This window comes from Pedobacter hiemivivus, from assembly GCF_005144565.1.
Taxonomy (GTDB): Bacteria; Bacteroidota; Bacteroidia; order Sphingobacteriales; family Sphingobacteriaceae; genus Pedobacter; species Pedobacter hiemivivus.
Window position 1 is genome coordinate 282061 of sequence record NZ_SWDX01000006.1, and the last position, 20412, is coordinate 302472.

At 33.8% G+C, this 20412-nt stretch carries 17 protein-coding genes; 9 read left to right on the forward strand and 8 right to left on the reverse strand.

Annotated features, from left to right (window positions below):
* The first annotated feature begins 10 nt into the window (after positions 1-10).
* From FBD94_RS17120 to FBD94_RS17140, 5 genes are all read left to right on the forward strand, one after another.
* Entirely contained in the window at positions 11-1762 is a 1752-nt protein-coding gene (locus tag FBD94_RS17120; protein ID WP_235884531.1) for an ABC transporter ATP-binding protein, read from the forward strand.
* Positions 1759-2829 carry a prenyltransferase/squalene oxidase repeat-containing protein gene (locus FBD94_RS17125; RefSeq protein WP_136881108.1) on the forward strand — a complete coding sequence of 357 codons (1071 nt, stop codon included), beginning with the start codon at positions 1759-1761 and terminating at the stop codon, positions 2827-2829. Before FBD94_RS17120 ends, FBD94_RS17125 begins: the two co-directional genes overlap by 4 nt.
* Positions 2826-3992, forward strand: a complete 1167-nt coding sequence (locus tag FBD94_RS17130; protein ID WP_136881109.1) for a glycosyltransferase family 4 protein — start codon at positions 2826-2828, stop codon at positions 3990-3992. The genes FBD94_RS17125 and FBD94_RS17130 overlap by 4 nt, the downstream gene beginning before the upstream one ends.
* Positions 3985-4977: a UbiA family prenyltransferase gene (locus FBD94_RS17135; protein WP_136881110.1), complete on the forward strand. Its 993-nt coding sequence runs from the start codon at positions 3985-3987 to the stop codon at positions 4975-4977. Before FBD94_RS17130 ends, FBD94_RS17135 begins: the two co-directional genes overlap by 8 nt.
* An 86-nt stretch (positions 4978-5063) precedes the next feature.
* Complete coding sequence (locus FBD94_RS17140; RefSeq protein ID WP_136881111.1) at positions 5064-6017, forward strand: glycosyltransferase family 2 protein; 954 nt, start codon at positions 5064-5066, stop codon at positions 6015-6017.
* Here FBD94_RS17140 and FBD94_RS17145 read toward each other — a convergent pair.
* The 4 genes from FBD94_RS17145 to FBD94_RS17160 are packed head-to-tail and all read right to left on the reverse strand — an operon-like array spanning position 6014 to position 9662.
* A complete protein-coding gene (locus tag FBD94_RS17145; RefSeq protein ID WP_136881112.1) occupies positions 6014-6445 on the reverse strand; it encodes a hypothetical protein in 432 nt (143 codons plus the stop codon). The two genes, FBD94_RS17140 and FBD94_RS17145, sit on opposite strands and share 4 nt — an antisense overlap.
* Before the next feature lie 2 nt (positions 6446-6447).
* Positions 6448-7887: a GMC oxidoreductase gene (locus tag FBD94_RS17150; RefSeq protein WP_136881113.1), complete on the reverse strand. Its 1440-nt coding sequence runs from the start codon at positions 7885-7887 to the stop codon at positions 6448-6450.
* Between the two features lie 38 nt (positions 7888-7925).
* Positions 7926-8963 (reverse strand): UbiA prenyltransferase family protein, encoded by a 1038-nt coding sequence (locus FBD94_RS17155; protein ID WP_136881114.1) that lies wholly within the window; start codon positions 8961-8963, stop codon positions 7926-7928.
* Between the two features lie 6 nt (positions 8964-8969).
* Positions 8970-9662 (reverse strand): HAD family hydrolase, encoded by a 693-nt coding sequence (locus tag FBD94_RS17160; RefSeq protein ID WP_136881115.1) that lies wholly within the window; start codon positions 9660-9662, stop codon positions 8970-8972.
* Between the two features lie 221 nt (positions 9663-9883).
* Between FBD94_RS17160 and FBD94_RS17165 the strand changes: the two genes are divergently transcribed.
* The 3 genes from FBD94_RS17165 (at position 9884) to FBD94_RS17175 (ending at position 13998) form a co-directional block, all read left to right on the forward strand.
* A complete protein-coding gene (locus FBD94_RS17165; protein WP_169472339.1) occupies positions 9884-11359 on the forward strand; it encodes a glycosyltransferase family 39 protein in 1476 nt (491 codons plus the stop codon).
* A gap of 101 nt (positions 11360-11460) precedes the next feature.
* Positions 11461-12318 (forward strand): beta-1,6-N-acetylglucosaminyltransferase, encoded by an 858-nt coding sequence (locus FBD94_RS17170; RefSeq protein ID WP_131608686.1) that lies wholly within the window; start codon positions 11461-11463, stop codon positions 12316-12318.
* 381 nt (positions 12319-12699) lie between these two features.
* Positions 12700-13998: a hypothetical protein gene (locus tag FBD94_RS17175; RefSeq protein WP_136881117.1), complete on the forward strand. Its 1299-nt coding sequence runs from the start codon at positions 12700-12702 to the stop codon at positions 13996-13998.
* Between the two features lie 78 nt (positions 13999-14076).
* Here FBD94_RS17175 and FBD94_RS17180 read toward each other — a convergent pair whose 3' ends face one another.
* Both FBD94_RS17180 and FBD94_RS17185 read right to left on the reverse strand, forming a co-directional pair.
* A complete protein-coding gene (locus tag FBD94_RS17180) occupies positions 14077-14970 on the reverse strand; it encodes a glycosyltransferase family 8 protein (protein ID WP_136881118.1) in 894 nt (297 codons plus the stop codon).
* A gap of 170 nt (positions 14971-15140) precedes the next feature.
* Positions 15141-16022 (reverse strand): glycosyltransferase family 8 protein, encoded by an 882-nt coding sequence (locus FBD94_RS17185; RefSeq protein ID WP_131608689.1) that lies wholly within the window; start codon positions 16020-16022, stop codon positions 15141-15143.
* A 245-nt stretch (positions 16023-16267) separates the two neighbouring features.
* Between FBD94_RS17185 and FBD94_RS17190 the strand changes: the two genes are divergently transcribed.
* Complete coding sequence (locus tag FBD94_RS17190) at positions 16268-17236, forward strand: glycosyltransferase family 2 protein (RefSeq protein ID WP_136881119.1); 969 nt, start codon at positions 16268-16270, stop codon at positions 17234-17236.
* A gap of 21 nt (positions 17237-17257) precedes the next feature.
* On the opposite strand, the gene FBD94_RS17195 is transcribed toward FBD94_RS17190, so the two are convergent.
* The gene (locus FBD94_RS17195; protein WP_136881120.1) at positions 17258-18694 is read right to left on the reverse strand and encodes an MOP flippase family protein; all 1437 of its coding nucleotides are present in this window, start codon (positions 18692-18694) and stop codon (positions 17258-17260) included.
* Between the two features lie 20 nt (positions 18695-18714).
* On the reverse strand, positions 18715-20409 hold the full coding sequence (locus FBD94_RS17200; RefSeq protein ID WP_131608692.1) for a GMC oxidoreductase: 1695 nt from the start codon (positions 20407-20409) through the stop codon (positions 18715-18717).
* Between the last annotated feature and the right edge of the window lie 3 nt (positions 20410-20412).

Consider the following 20412-nt stretch of genomic DNA (forward strand, 5'->3'; position numbering starts at 1 on the left):
AAGAACCCTTGTGTTAGTGTGGAAAGCAGCAAAGGGTTGGATGATCATTTCAATAACAATGATTGTAGTCGAAACATTTTTGTTTTTGGGTTCTATTTATGCGCTAAAAATCCTGATTGATAAAGTTGCTCATATCAATTCAATAGCTCAAAATTCAGAGGCATTAATAATAAAGCATGTTGTGATTGCTGCTGCTTTCTCTGTATTGTATGCTATTGCAAAGGCTTTTTCTGCTTATGTAACTGAAGTTCAAGCTACGAAGGTTGCAAACTATATGGATGAAAAAATCCATCAAAAGGCCATAGAGATGGATCTTTCCCGCTACGAAAGCCCAGATTATTACGATATCCTAAAACGTGCGAAGGACGCTGGTTCAGATCGGCCAAACCTCGTAATTACGACAATTATGGAAATCGCTAAAAACCTGCTTAACCTTTTTGCTGTAGCCTCACTATTTATAACCATCAATTGGTTCTTACTTCCCCTTCTCGTTATTTTTGTACTTCCAACCCTTTTTGTACGTATATATTTTGCCAACAAGCAGAATATGTGGCGTTTAAAGCATACTGAACTTGAACGTAAATCTTCGTATTTAAGTAATCTAATTACTTCTGATGTCTCCGCTAAAGAAATAAGAAGTTTTAATCTCGGTTATTACTTTAAAAACCTATACCAAGTAATTAGAATCGAGGTTTTACATCAAAAACTGAAACTTACTTACAAGAGAACATTAAATGAAACTATCACTTCCTCGATTGCAACTATAGGCTTTTTCACCTGTATCGGCTATATATCGGTAGGAACTGTCCGAGGTACAACCAGTGTTGGTGACATCGCCTTGTTTCTTATCATTTTTCCCCAATCATTCTCACTAATTCAAAACGTCTCTTCTGGAATATCAATTCTATATCACAATAATATATTCATTAATAGCATCTTTGAGCTATTTGATCTCAAGCCAAGCTTTACAAATACGGATGAATCGGTGCCTATACCTACAGATAAGGAACTTGACCTTGAACTTGAAGATGTTAGCTTTACTTACCCACATGCTAAAAAGCCTACACTAAGCAAAATCAACATTAAAATCCCATCCGGAAAAATTATTGCTATTGTAGGCCTCAATGGAGCCGGGAAATCCACTTTAATAAAACTTTTGTGCAGATTATACGACCCTATATCAGGAAGTTTAAAATTAGGTAAAATTGACATCCGAAAATTTGAAATGGAAGCATATAGAAAGCAATTGAGTGCTGTTTTTCAGGACTTTTCTAAATATAATGTTTCTGCTGCCGATAATATTAGATTTGGAGATCTTGACAAAAAATACGAAGAAGAAAATATCATTGCCGCATCTAAAAACTCGGGGGCCCATCTTTTTATTGAAAAATTTCCTAAAGGCTATCAAACAATGATGGGTAGATTATTCGAAGACGGTCATGAAGTAAGCATCGGTCAATGGCAAAAATTAGCAATTGCCAGAGCATTATATAGTGAATCTAGGTTTATCATACTTGATGAGGCAACCAGTGCTTTAGATGCTATTGCTGAAAAAGAATTGTTTGACGCTTTCAGAAAGCATATTGGAAGCCGGGCAGCCTTAATTATCAGTCACAGGCACTCTGCCGTTAAGCATGCAGATTATATCTATGTACTTTCTGGAGGCTCGATAGTACAGGAAGGTACTGATGAACAATTGCTAGAAATGGATGGCGATTATGCCAAATTGTTTAATGAACATAAATCAAAGTCTAAGGTATGACGAAGGGCAATATCGAAAACTCCGTTCTAAAAGGGATACGGTATCTTCAGGATCATCAGTATCCTAATGGCGAATTCTGTTGTTACATTGGACAGGATGATGAGATGAAAATGTGCATTACACAAAGCAATATCTTTCCTACTTCACTGATTTCCTACTCTATACTTCATTTAAGACACATCCCAGAAGCAAGTGAAATCCTTGATAAAGCCTGTGCTTTTCTGCAGTACCAGGCCATGCGTGGCGGTGTTTGGAATAACTTCACTATTTTAAATCCATTGTTTCGCATATGCCCACCAGATGTAGATAATACCGTTTGTGCGTCTTTGGTACTTCAAAAGTTAGATAAACATCATCATCCTAATAAAGAATTGATTCTTGCGAACTGTAATGAAACAGGATTATTTTATACCTGGTTTACATTAAGGCCGAAGTTTAACCGGATGAAGAATTACTGGCTCCTTATTCTGAGGGAATTTAAACATCCTATAGGAACTTTCCTTTTCTGGAAAAACACAGAAGCCACAAGATATGATGTTGATGCTGCCGTAAATGCAAATATTTTATACTATTTGGGGTTAAATGAGCAGACAGCACCTATTGTTGATTATATGTTGGATATCATCGCAAAGAAAAAAGAAAATGATTGCGATTCTTGGTATTGCAACCCATTTACCATTTATTATTTTTTCTCCAGAAATTATAAAGCTGGGATCCAGGAATTGGAGCCTGCTGCAAAAACAATAGTTGAGCGTATACTTGCGACATTAAAAAATGATCATTCAATTGGCGAAAGTATACTAGACACAGCTTTAGGTGTCATATCACTGATCAATTGCGGATACCATTCTATATTACTAGAAAAGACTATTGAATATATCATTGATCAACAAAAACACTCGGGAGGTTGGCACAGATGGGCCGTTTATTACGGAGGGCCTAAAAAGCGATTGACTTATGGATCAGAAGAAATGACCACAGGTTTTTGCCTGGAGGCTTTAGCGCTTTATAATTTACAATTGCAAGAAGGAAATATTAACCATTCGGATTATTTAGAATTAACTTGAAAAATACAGATCATAAAAAAATAGCACTAGTCACATTCTGCATCGATGATTGGGGTGGAAGTGAAGAACTTTGGGCCCTGGCTATTCCTTTTCTTAAAAATGGGACTTCGCTAACCTTATATAAAGCCCGTATAAACAGGTCTCATCCAGAGATCATCAAGCTGATTAATCAAAATATTGAGCTTATTGAATTGGATCCACAACTTTCCTTAAAAAAGAGAGTAATGCGCAAGGTAAGCCGTCTCATACAAAAAATTGGCTTAGAAGAGTACAGAGACAACCACAGCTTGTATAAATTTCATCATGAAATAAAAAATTCCATCCCTGAACTAGTTATCATTGCTCAAGGTATAAATTTTGATGGTCTATCTTACGCTTATCAATGTTATTTGCTAAAAATCCCCTATGTTATTATAGCCCAAAAAGCAGTTGATTTTTACTGGCCCTATCCTACTGATAGGGACTATATGAGAAAAACATTGGTAAATGCCAATAAATGCTATTTCGTATCACACCATAATAAACGCCTTACGGAAGAACAATTTGGTATCAGATTAGAAAATAGTGAGGTTGTCTTTAATCCAATCAAAACAAAACGTCAAATAATCCCCTTCCCACCAATTGATACCGGTTATCGACTGGCTTGTGTTGCACGTCTATTTATTATTGATAAGGGGCAAGATATTCTTTTACGGATACTGAATACAGAAAAATGGAGGCAGCGACCAATCACCGTTTCATTTATAGGATCTGGTCATGATGAACAAGCAATAAGAGACCTGGCAAACCTTTTAGACCTTCAAAAGGTAGAATTTGTAGGCTTTAGTGACAATATTGAAGATTTATGGAAGAATTATCATGCACTGATTTTACCTTCCAGAAGCGAAGGTCTTCCATTATCAATGATAGAGGCCATGTCCTTAGGTAGGACCGTTATTGTAAGTAATGCAGGTGGTAATGCAGAAATCATTGACAATGGTATAAATGGCTTTATTGGGGATGCAACTGAAAAAGATTTTGAAAGTGCTATGGATAAGGCATGGGAAATGCGAGAAGAGTGGCCGGAAATAGGGAAAAAGGCTTATTTACATATTAAAAATCATTTACCTGCATCCCCGGAGACTGAGTTTGCGACTAGTATAAATAACTTATTAGATGGCTAATAACCTGTCAATTATACGGTCTTCTGAATGGTGGGAATACAAACTTCCACCACTACTTGCTATTGGATATGCCACAGCAATCAAATCTGATGGCCAATTTATAAAATCTATACCACATCTTTTATTTCTCTTATTTTCATTAATTATTGGCGCTGCTTACGTAAGTATCATCAATGATATAACGGATATTGATGACGATGCAGCGAGTGGAAAATCCAATAGGATTGCAAGGATTAACCCAAAAGTTAGATGGGTATTTCCAACATTATGTTTGTTAGCAGGAGGATTGTGCTGTTATTATCTTTATCCTGATTGGTTATCTATCCTTTTATATACTATACCATGGATCTGTTTCAGCTTGTATTCTTTCCGGCCGATAAGATTGAAAAACAGAGGGTTATTGGGCGTTTTGGCCGATGCTAGTGGCTCACATATTTTCACAAGTCTACTCATGATCAGCAGCATTAGTTTCATAACGAACCAATCCGTTGACTGGTTATGGTTTATAAGTACCGGAGTTTGGGCATTATGTTATGGGGTAAGAGGTATCCTATGGCATCAGTTTTATGATCGGAAAAATGATATCCAAGCCCAGCTAAATACCTTTGCGGTATATACTGACCCAAAGCTGTTTAGAACTAGAGAAGTCGTCATTTTCACTACAGAGCTATTGGCAATGACCATCATGTTATTTTGTATACACTATCTCCTCCCAATCATAGCCTTATTTGTTTATCTGCTTGTGGCATTTAGCAGAACATATAAGCTAAGCTATACCCCAGTTATCATTATAGCCCCAGAAAACCATCCCTACCATATATTGATGGCTGATTTTTATCAAGTGTATTTCCCACTATCCTTATTGTGTACCGCAGCCTTAGATGAGCCATATGTTTTTATTGTACTGATCATACATTTAGCCTTATTCCCTAAAAAAACAATCACATCTTTAAAAGATTTAAAGATTCTGCTTTCCATGAGGTAATTTTATCTGTTTTTCCATTGCCGTAATAGCTGATATTCCTATCTTAGTAAGATAAATTGCTGCTCCCCCTCTTAACTAAGATATTAATGGACATTCAGAAACTTGTAACCATAATAATTCCAACCTATAATAGAGCTACAAAAATTTCAGATGCAATACAAAGTGCGTTAAATCAAACCTATCAGCATACGCAAATTATAGTAATTGACGATGGCTCAACTGACAATACCGTTGAAATATTAAAGAAATACCCTGAGATTGAATATTACTATAAAGAAAATGGAGGACAGGCATCTGCAAGAAATCTTGGTTTAAAAAATGCAAAGGGTTCAATAATTGCTTCACTTGATTCTGATGACATTTGGTATCCGGATTTCTTAACTAAATGTGTAGAAAAATTAGAATCAGAACAACTAGACTTTGTATTTGCCAACTGGAATCAGGAAACTAGAGAAGGAAATAATTGGGACTTTCTAATTAATGATCCTTTTCTAAAACCTTACTTCAAAAAGAAAATTGGTCAGTGGGTTAACTTAGAGTATAGTGAAACCCGAGATCTTTATATTAAGGCCTGTCCCTCTCCCTCTTCCTCGGTAGTGATGCGTAAATCTTCTATAATCTCTGGTTGGGATGAAAAAATTAAGATCGGTGATGATTGGTGCATGTATTTAGACATGATTTTAAGCAAAGAGTGTCATATCGCATTTACACTCGAGAAACTGTGGAATAAAAGAATTGACGATATAAATATATATGATGGGAGAAAATGGAGTGAAGTGCTTGAATTTTTGTACGTAGCAGATTTAAAAAGAAAAATGGCGAGGTTTAACCATTTGCTAACTAAAATTGAATTAAAGTTACTTCAGGAAAGATACATGGCAAGTTTAGTTGAACTTTCAAAGCATAATCTAATTCGTAGGTTCAAGGTTTTTACATCTTTCAACTTGCTTGGAGAGTCTTTAGCTATGAATATTCCTTTCACTTTAAAAACTATCCCCAGCGTATTGCTAAAAAGTTTGCAAAATAAAATAAAAAGCTAAGCTTCTCTAATTTTATCCGGGGGATAAAGTACAAAAGAAAAAGGATTAGGAACAGGGCTTTTATAAGGACTGTACAAGCCTAAATACTTAACTATTTTAGTTTCATCAGCTTTATTTATGAAAAAATCAGTGGACAATAAGTAATACTTGAGCAGCTCGAAATAGGAATTTGCTTTATCTGGCCTGATGTTTAAGTAATACATGGCTTTCCATTTTAATTTCTCCATCAAGTTGTTACTTGGGTATTGAAAGTAATCATTAACATATTTCTCTACGCTCCCCTCCTCCATTTTTAAATAATGAAACTCTCGTTTAATTAGCAAAACCGCATATTCCTTAACTGTAGAAGATAAAAAATAAGCGGAAGCGGGAATCGCGATTCCCCCGGCACCTACACCAATAAGCAATAAAAATCTTCTTCTTTTCATAGCTAAAATGTTTTGTCGGCAGCAAATAAAGATAAAGCTGATAATGTTAATGTTGGATTTGAAGCACTATATGTAGTAAAAGCTCCTGCCCCAAGAACAAATAGATTTCGATATTGATGATGAATCATATACTTATCTACAACGCCAAGCTTAGGGTCGCTACTCATCCTTGTTCCCCCAATTATATGTCCTTCATTAGGGAACGGATCTAGATATTTCAGTTTTTCTACTGGTAAACATGAAAGTATTCCGGGTAATTTTTCTTTCATATTTTCAATCCCTTTTAATACATATTCAGACCTACCATTAAAATTAACTTCTGGAATCAATTTATTTGAGGTCGTAGTTATATAGTTCTTATCTTGAGGTAAATCTTCGAACAGTAAACGAAAACTTGCTATATTAAGCCATTTTCCGCGCTCTAACCGAATGTTATATGGTGCATTACTAACTTCCATTAAACAAGCGGCAAAATCCTTTCTATGCGCCCCGTCATACAACATATAACCGTTTGCATTTACCCAGGTACTTCCGCCAACATTGCTCATGTTATCTAGATATATAAGCACTTGCATTCCCAGTTGCTCCCCAAAACCTCTACCTGTCAATGGATTCTTATCACCAGCATTCAGTAAAATATTTGTATTAAAAAACGGATTTGCTCCTAACGCCACAACTTCAGCAGAGGCCTTATATTCCTTACCGTCCTTGATGTAATAAATCTTACGAACAACGTCATTTGCTGTTTCTAAACTATATACCTGAGCACCATACACCAATTCTATTCTATGGTCCTCGTATACGCCTATATTAGAATTTTCAATTGTAAATTTGGCATTGACCGGGCAAGTATCGCATGTACTAGAAGCCATACATGAATTTCTACTCGATGTACTGCGACTTGCTCTTGCTGTTGGTTGGCTTATATACTGATTTCCATACGTTTTATGTAATATTTTATCAACGAGACTAAATGTATGTGGAGGCAGAGGATATTTTCCTTTTCTAGGGAAAGGTGTCCCCTCAGGACCTGAGACTGACATCAGCTCTTCAGCTTCGTAATAATAAGCATCTAAATCATTGTAATCTACGGGCCAATCTTGTTCAATGCCATAAAGCGTCTTCATTTTGAAATCCGATGGCATAAATCGAGGCGTACATCCCCACCAACAATTAGAACAGCCACCATAACCAGTCGTAAATGGCCATCTTTTTTCAGTGTTTATATTATTTATCGCATTCTCCCATGGCTCCTCAAATTTTTGATAGGCAGAATACTCCCCTCTTTTAACTTTAAGTCTTTCCTCATGCGGATATAAATTCCCCCTTTCGAGTACAAGAACCCGTTTACTTTGGCCAACTTTAGACAAATATTTCTTTAAAAAAAAGCTTGAAGCGAAGCCCGTACCAACAACTATTAAATCATATTCATTGTTCTGCATCAGCATATATATGTTAAAAAATTAGAAAGTCCCATTTACTAATAGGTATAATTGTTTGCATTCTGCAAGAACCAATGTAACCATGGAATCTCTACAAACATTAGAACGCATAGCAAAGTAGTAAATAAGATGAGGTAAATCATAAACCATTTCCTTGTATATAATTTTTCTGATCCTTGTACAGGCGAATCATTCAGCAATCCTATTCTTAGGTACCACGAAAATAACAATGCAAAGAAGGGAAAGCTTACCAAAAGTTCAATTCGATCTTTTATCAGAAAAATACCCATAAAAAAAGCGCAGGTAATTCCATAAAAAAACATAGAAACCAATAAACTATTTTCAGAATAATATTTAAAAGACTTTCTGTATCGTCCTGCAATTTCAGCATCGCCGATTAACCTATACTCAGCAAAACGCTTGGTAGCCATCAAAAATGCTCCTCCCATCCAATACGCTATAATAATACTCACTGGTGGAAAAGTATTAATCCAATCCAAATCCCATTTAGTATTAGGCATACCTAAGGCTGGAGTAAAAATAAACCATCCAGCTGCAAACCTTATCGGATTATTAACAGATTCACTAAGGACATCTAAAAAAACTCTATCCTTACTTCTAAACGGCTTTACATTATATACAACACCCATAATAAGTAATAGCCCCGCCATAGATAGAAATTTAAGCGAAACTGCATGTGCCAAAACTATCCCAACAATCGCTAAAATTACATACTCTGTATAAACAAATATTGGATTTACAACTCGGACAACTGCAGATCTTTTCTTTTTTAATGGATGATACCTATCAAAACGTGCATCCAAATATTCATTTATAACATAATTGGCAGACGCTATAAGACAGATACTTACTATACCTAAAATAATTTTCGAAACTAAGAATAAATCCATAGGTGTATGGAATATAGACAATGCGAACAGCATCCCAGGCACCATAAAAAGGTTTTTCACCCAATTATCAGGTCTAGCAATGGCAATATAATCTCTTAGTTTAGCACGTTTTTCCTTAATATCCTGATCGATAATTCCATCTTCAGGTAAAGGTATATTATTCATAACAACTCATTTTTTAGCACTGATTATTAATTGATTGGAAAGTTCTTCGTAAAAATTATTATTCGCTGCCAATTTATCAACCAACAGAAAAGGAATTCCGGCCTGTCTTGAACAAGCTCCATCTAAATCATCTCTATCTCCAATGAAAAGACAATTGTTTTTATCTTTGATATCTAATTCAGACATAATATAATTTAGCCCATTTGGCAATGGTTTTAAAGTATTCACTTGCTCATCTGTTGAACTTACAACGATATCAGCCCTTAAACCCATGCTGTTCAACTTGTCAGCAGATTCATAATCAGAATAAATTGCTGTCAATATCTTATTCTGTTTTAAAACATTAAAAAAAAGGATTATGCCAGGGTATGTAAATTGTCCTAGATATCTGTTTGGAAAGTTAAACATCCATTTCTCTATCACTTTCGCAACTTTGGTAACTGGCACGTTCATTTTCTCCGCACACCATACAAATTGCTGAAGATAAAGATCTTCAAATTGAGCGCCACCTCTTTTTTCTCTTTCATTTCTAAAATGATAAAGAATTAAAAGATCTCTATACCGCCATGGTCTAACCAGATAATGCTTGATAAGAGCTACTAACATTTTTCTTCTTAACCTCTTTTGATCATAGAGTGTACCATCAACATCAAAAATTACAAGCTCTAATGTATCCCAGGAAATATTTTTTACACTCATACATTTATTTAAGGATAAAATTATTAAAAAATTAGATATTGCATAGCTTTAAAAGATTATTAATGAATATTTTAAATACAGTATATTTTTCCAACAAAAACTATTGGAACTTGTCAGTATGTCTCCTTTTAATCATTGGATTTGCATTCCGCATCTTTCATTTTATTTATAACAGGTCCCTATGGATAGACGAAGTCTATTTATCTACAAGTTTAGTAAAAATGGACTTTCTAGAATTAGCAACTAAACCGCTATACTATCAGCAAAAAGCCCCAATAGGCTTTTTATGGTTAAATAAATTGGTGATCAACTTATTTGGTAATACTGAAATATTTCTCAGGTTAATTCCTCTTATATCTGGTGTAGCCTCAATGCTATTATTTGTTCCTATATCGAAGTACTTTCTTAACAATTGGGGAAGGCTGATCGCTATAGGTATAATTAGTTTTTCACCTGCATTGATTTATCACAGTGTAGAAATCAAACAATACTCGACCGAGTTATTTTGCACTCTTCTTTCGCTGTATATGTTTATTAAATATAATCAAAGTACAGAATTAAAAGGGATGTTTCAATGGGGTGTTATTGGGGCAACTATCCTATGGTTTTCTCATTCCGCTATATTTATCTTGTCAGGGATAGCAATTGGCTTGGGCCTTAAATACCTCTTAGAGAAAAAATGGAAAAGTCTCTTTTTAAGTTTAATCCCATTTACCATATGGTTAATTAGCTTTCTCATTAATTATACCCTCTTCACTCATAAGCATGTAGAATCAAAATGGATTGTTTATTGGTTTAGATCGTACGCTAACTTTATGCCTTTTCCTCCAAAGTCCTTAACAGACTTAACTTGGTTTCCATTAAACTTATACAGGATGATAGACTATCCTTTAGGCCTTTTATGGAATTTTAATAGTCTGACAAATAACCCGCCACTAAATCAAGTATTAAAAATGCCGTTTATTGGTATTGGTCTACTTTTTATAGGTGTTTATAACCTATGCAGAAGAAATAAAGCACATTTCTCTATACTCATCCCCCCTATAATTATTACTTTAATAGCTTCCTCATTAGAATTGTATCCATTAACTGAAAGGTTTTGGGTATTCCTCAGCCCTATACTTATTTTGATCATTGCCTTTGGCTTTGATTATTTGATTAAGGGTTTTAAGTCAAAAAGAACTATTGTTCTTCTTTTAATCATTGTCCTTTTCGGGCCATTCTACCAATCTCTAATATTCACATTCAAACCGGAAACCTTTTACGTCCATAAAAAATCATTTCAAAGAGAAGCGCTAATTTATCTCAATAACAATTATAGAAAAAATGATATAGTTTATATTTACTGGAATGATTTACCTGGATATAAATTATATAAGGATATATATCATCTAAATTTCAATGCAGTAGAAGGAACGGATGTACGTCAACAATCTAAAGACCTTAAGGATTATTACAAGAATTTAGAACCTGATTTTAATCAACTATCCGGTGGAAAAAGAATATGGTTGATATATAATACGATGTATACATCGAACATAGGTGACAAAATAGATGACCCAAGCTGGTATTACCAAAAGAATCATAATTCGACAGATGATTTAGTTAAGGAACTCCTAAGATTCGGCCCCACCCTTAAAAAATATAAGACTAAAGATATAACGGTCTATTTGATTGATAACAATAAAAAAAAATAAATGTAGTTTTTTATACATATTTTTATAAATTCACTGATTATGTCCAAGTATAATACGCAAAATCAACCTTTAGTTTAAACATCTTCATTTAAGCCCTCAATATGCGTATTGCACATATCATAATGACACATAAAAATCCTAATCAATTAGCAAGATTGATCAAGCGATTACATCACCCCCAATTCGACTTTTATATCCATGTTGACAACAAAATACCCATAGGTGATTTTAAATCAGTTTTAGATATTGAACAGGTATCATTTATTAAAAATAGAATAACTTGCAATTGGGGAGGAAATAGTTTTTTACAAGCAATCGTCGGCTCCGTAAAAGAAGTTCTTTCGCTTAATAAGGACTATGATTTTATCAACTTACTAAGTGCTCAGGACTATCCTTTAACCTCGGCTGAAAACATCTATCAGTACTTTGCCGATAAAATAGGGATGAACTTCATTTCATATGAAGATTCCCACGATTCGGTGTGGTTGGAGCAAGCCATTTTTCGTTATGAAAAGTATCACTTTACCGATTTTAGCTTTAAATGGAAATATTTTGCTCAAAAAGTTTTGAATCAAATCACACCTTCGCGAAAGTTTCCGCTTCCCATGAAACTGTATGGGGGAAGTAAATCTTCCTGGTGGACTATTAGTAAAGAAAGTGCGATATATCTAACCGAAATCCTAACGGACAATTTAAAACTAAATAGGTTCTTAAAGTATTCTTGGGGGACAGATGAATTTGTTCTTACAACTCTCCTTATGAACTCACCGTTCAAAGACAGAACAGTTAATAACAATTTGAGATATATTGATTGGTCTGAAGGAAATGCTCACCCCAAATTACTCTTAGCGGAAGATTTTGAATCTATTAAATCATCAAACATGATATTTGCAAGGAAATTTGATCAGGAAATTGACCCCCTTGTACTGGATAAGATTGATAATGAATGTCTGGCATGATCACAATTGTTTTAGCAACTATATTCGGGTAAAAAAATTCCCACTTATTTTTCAGAAACAAATAGAGGATTACACTAACAATTCCCCAACTTACAGAATCAAATTCTACAGGAAGCTCACCAACAAGTATTAGAGACCGACAGAACTGCTTTATGTAATATAAATGTCATAAAAAAAATATATTAAAGTTGGAAATAAAAAGCTAAACATGGGAAAATCATTCCCCACACAAAGGATAAGCACATTTCCTTTCATTTATCTGTTCCTTAATGTCAGAACACAAAAACAAGGTTTTATTTTTTGTGTATAAATTTCATTACAATTGTGGCGATAAGGGATAAATTTAGAAATAAACTTACATTTATGGTAAACAACTCAAAGATGCATTTAATAATATGTGTATTAGTACTATTATGTGCTGCTTGCAAAAAAAATCCAATCATAACTGAAGAACCTGCGGTAGATATACCGGCCACAACACCACCAGTACCCTCAAATCCAAAACCAGATCCAGACCCAACACCTAATCCAGCTTTAATTAATATGGAAGTTGGAACAGGCTCAGGCTCGTTAACAATAGACGGAGCCACGCTTAATATCCTCCCAAATACGCTCGTAAAAATTAAGTCTGGAAATTATAATACAATTACAATAAGAAACATCACAGCCACCGTAGATAAGCCTGTGTACGTTAAAAATGACGGGCAAGTTAACATATCTGGTTCCATGCAGACAAATAACATTAGCAACGTTGTGATCGCAGGAGATAATACATCAGGCATTACATATGGGATTAACTTTGAGAACATTTCATACAGAGCCATTCGTTTTGATGGAAAGATGAACAATGTTACCTTAAAGAATATGCGCTTTAAAAACGTAGGCGATTATGTAATGTCAGCACAAAGTAGCGGAGTACAATATACCGGCAGTGCGGATACAAGAACCGATGGCTTTAAAATATTGTATTGCATGTTTGATAATGCAGGAACAATATCAATGGGTGGAAACTACTATAAAGACAGTGGTGAAGATACAGGGCTTTTCAAAGATGTTGAAATTGCTTACAATACATTTCAAAATAGCGACTGGGGAAGTATGTGCAGCTTCACCAATACACAGGATTATAATATACATCACAATGTAGTTAATAACGTAAATCCGACAGCCAATCAGCATAATGGTGTATTCTTCATGCAGGGTAATGGAAAATTCCACCACAACAAGCTAACTAACTATCAAGGAAATTCAATCAGAATGTGGGTTTACTCAAGAGGCACCACCCCTTCGACAGTTGAAATTTACGAGAATATTTGCTACAACACTAGAAAATATAGCGGTTTTGAATTGCAAGCATTTGACAGAAATATAAATCCTGGAAAAACAACCTATGTTAATGCTAAAGTCTATAACAATACAGTAGGAAAAATGAACATATCTAAGGATTGGGAAGGTCAAATTTTAGACCTTTACAATACAGGTGGTTCATTAGAATACTATAACAACCTAGGGTTTGATTTAATTAGTGGAAAAACCATTGAAAATATGATCAACAATATGAGTGACACTAAGATTATTGTTAATTCGAATAATAAGTACGTTCCTCAACAATCAAATGCCGTGAATGATACTAATAACTTTACGTCAAAATTCCCTGGTGTAGGAGCCTCTGGAATTTAACAACGGAAAAGTAATACAAAAAACAAGGCCGAGATTATAACATAATCTCGGCCTTGTTTTTTTAAACTCAGAATAATACTACTGTCTCAAAAAGGAGCGCTTAAGTATATTTGAAATCTTATTATATACTTTTCTGATAACACGACGATTACCGCTTATTGGTTTAAAATTTTTCCATGGTGTCATTGATAAATACCTAAAAAACTCATCTTTATATACTTGCTTAGAATTATAGGAAGTAAATATAGGCTTGATATCAAGGAAATGTACAATAAATGGATTATCGTTTTCTTTAAATGCAAACCAATTCCATTTAGGATCCAGTTCCAACCACTTATTAGCCATTACAACATTTAATCCGTATTGATCAGGTAAACGAACATGCTCTTTATACTTTGTTAATACGGATATAACTTCACTAGAAACATCTTCTTGAAGCCACTTTTTCGTATTAATAACTAAAATTCCAGAATTAAAATACTTTGTATCAGCAGAAAGGCCAAGTTCTTTATAATTAGATATCCCCCCCCATTCACAAGCTACGTTTAAACCAACATCTTGAACAGCGGCTATTGTATGATTGCCTAAAGGCAAATGCCATAGTTTCGATATATCATCCTGAACTATAGTATCTACATCCAAGTAGATCAACTTTTCAACATCAGCATCAACAATGTAGGGAGAAAAAACCCTCAAATAAACTGTCCAAGGATAAGCCGAATTATCTATAGGCACTACAATGCTATCAGGAATTATCTCCCTGCTTTTAAACCATTTAAGTGTTATTCTTTTTGGATCTACAATTGTTTCTAATTTCGCACGCGTTTTACTCGATATGCCATCATCTATAATATGAAAATCTATATGCTCTTCAGTTTTATGATTTAATTCAATCGATTTCAATAATGCACCAATCAAAATTGCATAATGATTATCACTTGCTACGACAATGGATATGTTATTCTTTTTCATATTTTATAAAGAGTATTTTTTTTGCTTATCCGCCATTCAAATAAAGAGAACACATCCCATATAAACCAAGCTATTGGAGAGATACAAATTTCATGCTATATCGTGAACTACAAGACCAAATAAAAATAATGTAATAATTTATAAGTTTACAGTAAAAAGGAGATTATATGTTATTTAATTACGAACTGAACTTTCTGAAACATATTTTTTATCTTTTTTAAGTAACGACTAGATTTCCCAATCGGCTTAAAATTTCTCCATTGAGTTTGTTTCAGATAAAAAAAGAATTCTTCTTTATAATTATAAGAATACTCTTTATAAATTGGTTTTCTATGAAAGTAATGTATCAAACTCGGTTTAAGGATGGTATTAACAGAAAAACAACTCCACGTTGGATCTATTTCATGCCACTGCCCAATCAATGCAACATTTAAACCATACTGATCACTTAATGAAGCATATTTTTTATTATTAGCAATAGCATCAATAGCTTTTCTCGTAATATCGGCATCAAGCCATTTTTTAATATTAATCACCTGCAATCCAGAGTTAAAATACTTTTGATTTCCATCCAATCCTAGCTCTTTGTAATTTTCTATTCCATTTCCTATCGTCTTCATTTTAGGACCAATTGTATCACTAATAGCTCCAATGATAGATTCACCGATATCTATATTCCATAAATTACTAATATCATCAAGCATAATCATATCTACATCAAAGTAAATAATTTTTTCAACCTGAGCTGGAATAAAATAAGGTATTAACAATCGCACAAGAATATTTAGCGGATAAGCATTATTGATGAAGGGAAGATTTACATCCTTAGGGATTGCATTCTCCATCTCAATCCAATGCAGTTGGATCTTATCATGGTTCAAGGAATCAATAATTTTTACACGACTTTTTTTTGAGATACTATCATCAACTATATAAACATCTATTATCTCTTCTTCTTTATGATTTAACTCAATCGATTTTAAGAAAGCCGCTAACAAAACAGCATAATAGTCATCACATACTAGTACAATACTTATTCTTTTTTCCTGCATCTGTAATAAATAAGAAATTTCATTAAAATAATAATAACGAAAGTATAAATTTTGCGTGGATTATTGTGAATAAATATATCCGAAGAATGACATATAGCTCTTATTTTTAACTGTTAAGGTTCAATCATCAAAATAACACATTACTATTTACCGGCGTATCCTCTGGAAGTATGTTTTAAATAAACTATAAAATATATATTTGTTGAACCAAACAATGCCATACGAATTCGAAAACTCTAAATTCCATGTGTTTAATTAGCATAATTGTCCCCGTTTATAACGTTGAAGAATATATTGAAAAGTGTATTTCGTCACTTTTACAACAGACCAATAAAAATTTCGAGATTATAATAGTCGATGATCAATCCCCAGATCAATCTATTAATTTGGCTAGTAAATTACTGTCAACTCAAAATGCTATTGCTTATCAAATAATAACCAGCGAAAAAAATGGTGGACTTTCTGCAGCAAGGAACTTAGGAATAAGTAAATCCAATGGAAAATTTCTATTGTTCGTCGATAGTGATGACTGGATAGAGATTAACACGGTACAAAAACTGGTGGAGGCTACATCTACAAAAGACTCAGAAATGTTTTTTTTTCGAGTACGACAGGTTTATGGCGATAGTGATAGAGTCGACATACTAAAAAGCATTGAACCGGCTACAATACATGGTAAAAAAGCCCTTTCATTACTTTTTAAGGGAAAATATCCTGCTCATATATGCAAGATACTAATCGATAAAAAATTGTTTAGTGATATTAAATTCCCAGAGGGAAAAATTTATGAAGATGTACTAACATTACCATATTTATTGTATAAAACGAATAATGTTACTTTTATAGATGATATACTTTACAATTATTATCAACGCTCAGGGTCAATAACTAAAAGTTATAATCCAAAACTTGAAGAAGTTATTGATCAACTTTTATTAATGGATCATCATTTTAGTGAAATTTTGAGCAGTAAATTACTTACCCAATTTAAAAGATACACGTATCTCACCTATCATGTAATAATTTGTCATACCATATATTACTCTGTAGACTTTGAAAAGTCGAAAGCAGTATTGCTGAAAATAAAGAAAGCATTAAGTTTAACTACTCTTCTAAAAATTACGATTACACAACCTTCAAAATCAATAGCAGACTTGATTCTCCTAAAAACATTTTCAAAATTATTTTATAAGAAATATAAATTTATTAGGTAATAACCATTGTTAGATTATTACCTATAAAGACTTTCTTACTTCAAGAATATCTTTTAAAGAATATTTATATTTGAGTGTGAGGCTTATGTAGATCACTCCCCCAATAAGAACCTGAGTGACGGTGTGATAAATACCTTCATATCCAATTAAAGATTTATAGATATAAATTACAAATACCATAATTAGGCAAAAGAATATTGGTTTTATGATATTCTTCAAAAATTCTTCTATAAAATCCCCAATTAAATAATTAACCATTTTAAAATTCAAAATCAGGCTAATTATATTAGTTATCAAAATACCAATAGCCACTCCTGTTATATGCCAGTATTTACCAAGTACAAATACTAAAGGTATTTTTATAACCAAAGTAACAATACTTAAATAAAACAGATAATTCGGCTTTCCTTTTGAATACGCGATAGTAAATAAAGGATGTGCCAAACAACTAAAGGCACTCACAAAAATAAAAATTCTTACTAATGGAAATGTTTCAGACCAGCCAGGACCATAGACTAATGGGACTACGCTTTCTACTGTAATATACAAACCAGCTAATAATGGATAATTAAAATAACTTAATATATCTAATATCTTCAAGTAGGTCCTTTTCAAAATAGCCTCATCATCCTTTATTTTTGCAATAAGTGGGTAAGCGACTTGCAGGATTAGCGGATTAAGCTTTGATATCGGATAATAGCCCAGTTGCATTGCTAAAGTATATATTCCTAAATATTTAGGGCCTAATATTTTACCAATAATAATATTATCCCAATTACTCTGCACGAATCCAACAAATGTCTCGCCCAAATTAAACATCCCAAATTTCAAATGGGCTTTTATTTCCTTTATTTTAAAATGCAGTTTTGGAGTGAACAGATGTCGTCCATAATATATCTCTAAAATAGTTCTAATAGCATGAGTAACTAATCCTCCATATACTATCGAAAGTTCTTTATATCCTTTATAAGCTAAAAAAATCATTAGGAGGAAGCCAACTGCATTTCCAGTTATATCTATTATAGCAATTGACTTAAAGCGAAGTTCCTTTTTCAATAAAATAGCAGGAATTGATCCCAAATAAATGAAAAGAAATATAAATGCAGTAACATTTATTACTTTGCTCAAACGCGGTTCATTATAAAATGCGACCACGAGTGGGGAAGCAAAATACACAATTATAAACATACTGACTCCCAAGAGTATATTTACATAATAAACCGTTGACAAAATCCTTTGATCAGTTTCTTGCTTATGAATAATAGAATTTGAAAATCCAAGATCAGCAAATGTCAAGAAAAATGCGATAAATACATTGCTCATAGCAACAATTCCAAAATCACTTGAATCTAAAAACCTTGCTAATATTGCAATTTGAGCAAACTGAATCCCTGTTTGAATGATTGTAGAAAGAGTTACCCACTTACCACTATTTATTGCTAATTTACTAAAACTCATAATTTAGATGGTTTTCTAGTCTACAACTCTCCTTTATTCAATTGATCTACAGCATAATTACAAGCTCTCGCTGTTAAGGCCATGTAAGTTAACGATGGGTTTTGACACGCCGAAGACGTCATGCAACTTCCATCAGTTAGAAATACGTTTTTCACAGCATGCACTTGATTAAAGCCATTTAACACAGATGTATTGGGATCTCTCCCCATACGCGCCGTACCCATTTCGTGAATAGTCGTCCCCCCTGGCTTGTGATAATTAAAAGAACCAACATCAACAAAACCAGCATTTCTCAACATTTTAGCAGATGTCTCTTCAATATCTTTCATCATTTTGTATTCATTCTCCTTAAATGAAAAGTTGATCCTAATTAATGGTAAACCCCATTTATCCTTTTCGTATTCGTCCAAAGATATTTTATTCTCATAATACGGTAAGCACTCACCCCATCCAGCCATCCAGATGGTCCACTTTCCGGGGGCAGTTAACTTTTCTTTAAAATCTTTTCCAAATCCACTCTCCCCCTGTATATCCTCCCATCCTTCTCTTTCACCATCTCCTTGTATATTATATCCTCTTTTAAAATCTAAACCTTTGTCATTTTTTAAATTACGAAATCTTGGAATTAAAAAACCACAAGGTCTTCTCCCTTTATAATACTGATCCTTATACCCTTCGAACGTACCATAAGCTCCGGCTGACGAATGGTGATCCATTAAATTATGTCCTAGCTGCCCGCTGTCATTGCCCAATCCATTTGGAAATCGTTCGGATTTTGAATTTAAAAGTAGAGCAGTACTTGCTATTGTAGACGCATTAACAAAAATTATTTTTGCATAATATTCCAAAATTTCATTAGAATTAGCGTCTATTACTTTAACACCAACGGCTTTCTTTTGCAAATCATCGTATAGAATTTCAGCAGCGACAGAGAAAGGTCTTAAAGTTAAATTCCCGGTTGCTCGTGCAGCAGGAATCGTGGAGCTATTACTACTAAAATACCCACCGAAAGGACAACCTCGGGTACACAAATTACGATTTTGACAAGGACCTCGATTGTCCCATCCTCTCGTCAGATTTGCCACCCTTGCAATCGTTAATACATGCCCCTCCTTGTCTTTTCGTAATGAATCCGCCAAATGTTTCTCAACACAATTTAACTCCATAGGTGGCAAAAAAACACCATCTGGTAATTGAGCTAGTTTTTCGCTTTTCCCACTTACTCCAATAAATGATTCAACATAATCATACCAGTATTCTAAATCTTTATACCGAATTGGCCAATCTACACCAATACCGTCATTCTTATTTGCTTCAAAATCTAAATCACTCCAACGATAGCATTGTCTTCCCCATGTTAGCGATCTACCACCAACCTGATATCCTCTAAACCAATTAAAAGGTTTATCTTGAATATATGGGTGCTCCTTATCGCTGACATAAAAATGTTTATTCTCAGGATTGTAAACATTACTCTGTACAGGATCAATCTGTTTATCTTTAATGGTATTATTAAACCCATTCTTAAAATCCCATGGATTAAGGTTTGCGGTTGGATAATCCTTTATATGCTCAACATCACGCCCCCTTTCAAGAAGTAAAGTTTTTAATCCCTTTTTACATAGCTCCATTGCGGCCCAGCCTCCGCTTATGCCAGACCCTATAACAATTGCATCATAAGTATTTTTCTCACTACTTTTATCCGAGATATGCATAAT

Excerpts from the sequence above, each read along its gene's own strand:
- FBD94_RS17125 (WP_136881108.1), top strand. The coding sequence starts at position 1,759 with ATGACGAAGGGCAATATCGAAAACTCCGTTCTAAAAGGGATACGGTAT.
- FBD94_RS17135 (WP_136881110.1), top strand. The coding sequence starts at position 3,985 with ATGGCTAATAACCTGTCAATTATACGGTCTTCTGAATGGTGGGAATAC.
- FBD94_RS17140 (WP_136881111.1), top strand. The coding sequence starts at position 5,064 with ATGGACATTCAGAAACTTGTAACCATAATAATTCCAACCTATAATAGA.
- FBD94_RS17145 (WP_136881112.1), bottom strand. The coding sequence starts at position 6,445 with ATGAAAAGAAGAAGATTTTTATTGCTTATTGGTGTAGGTGCCGGGGGA.
- FBD94_RS17150 (WP_136881113.1), bottom strand. The coding sequence starts at position 7,887 with ATGCAGAACAATGAATATGATTTAATAGTTGTTGGTACGGGCTTCGCT.
- FBD94_RS17155 (WP_136881114.1), bottom strand. The coding sequence starts at position 8,963 with ATGAATAATATACCTTTACCTGAAGATGGAATTATCGATCAGGATATT.
- FBD94_RS17160 (WP_136881115.1), bottom strand. The coding sequence starts at position 9,662 with ATGAGTGTAAAAAATATTTCCTGGGATACATTAGAGCTTGTAATTTTT.
- FBD94_RS17165 (WP_169472339.1), top strand. The coding sequence starts at position 9,884 with ATGGACTTTCTAGAATTAGCAACTAAACCGCTATACTATCAGCAAAAA.
- FBD94_RS17170 (WP_131608686.1), top strand. The coding sequence starts at position 11,461 with ATGCGTATTGCACATATCATAATGACACATAAAAATCCTAATCAATTA.
- FBD94_RS17175 (WP_136881117.1), top strand. The coding sequence starts at position 12,700 with ATGCATTTAATAATATGTGTATTAGTACTATTATGTGCTGCTTGCAAA.
- FBD94_RS17180 (WP_136881118.1), bottom strand. The coding sequence starts at position 14,970 with ATGAAAAAGAATAACATATCCATTGTCGTAGCAAGTGATAATCATTAT.
- FBD94_RS17185 (WP_131608689.1), bottom strand. The coding sequence starts at position 16,022 with ATGCAGGAAAAAAGAATAAGTATTGTACTAGTATGTGATGACTATTAT.
- FBD94_RS17190 (WP_136881119.1), top strand. The coding sequence starts at position 16,268 with ATGTGTTTAATTAGCATAATTGTCCCCGTTTATAACGTTGAAGAATAT.
- FBD94_RS17195 (WP_136881120.1), bottom strand. The coding sequence starts at position 18,694 with ATGAGTTTTAGTAAATTAGCAATAAATAGTGGTAAGTGGGTAACTCTT.
- FBD94_RS17200 (WP_131608692.1), bottom strand. The coding sequence starts at position 20,409 with ATGCATATCTCGGATAAAAGTAGTGAGAAAAATACTTATGATGCAATT.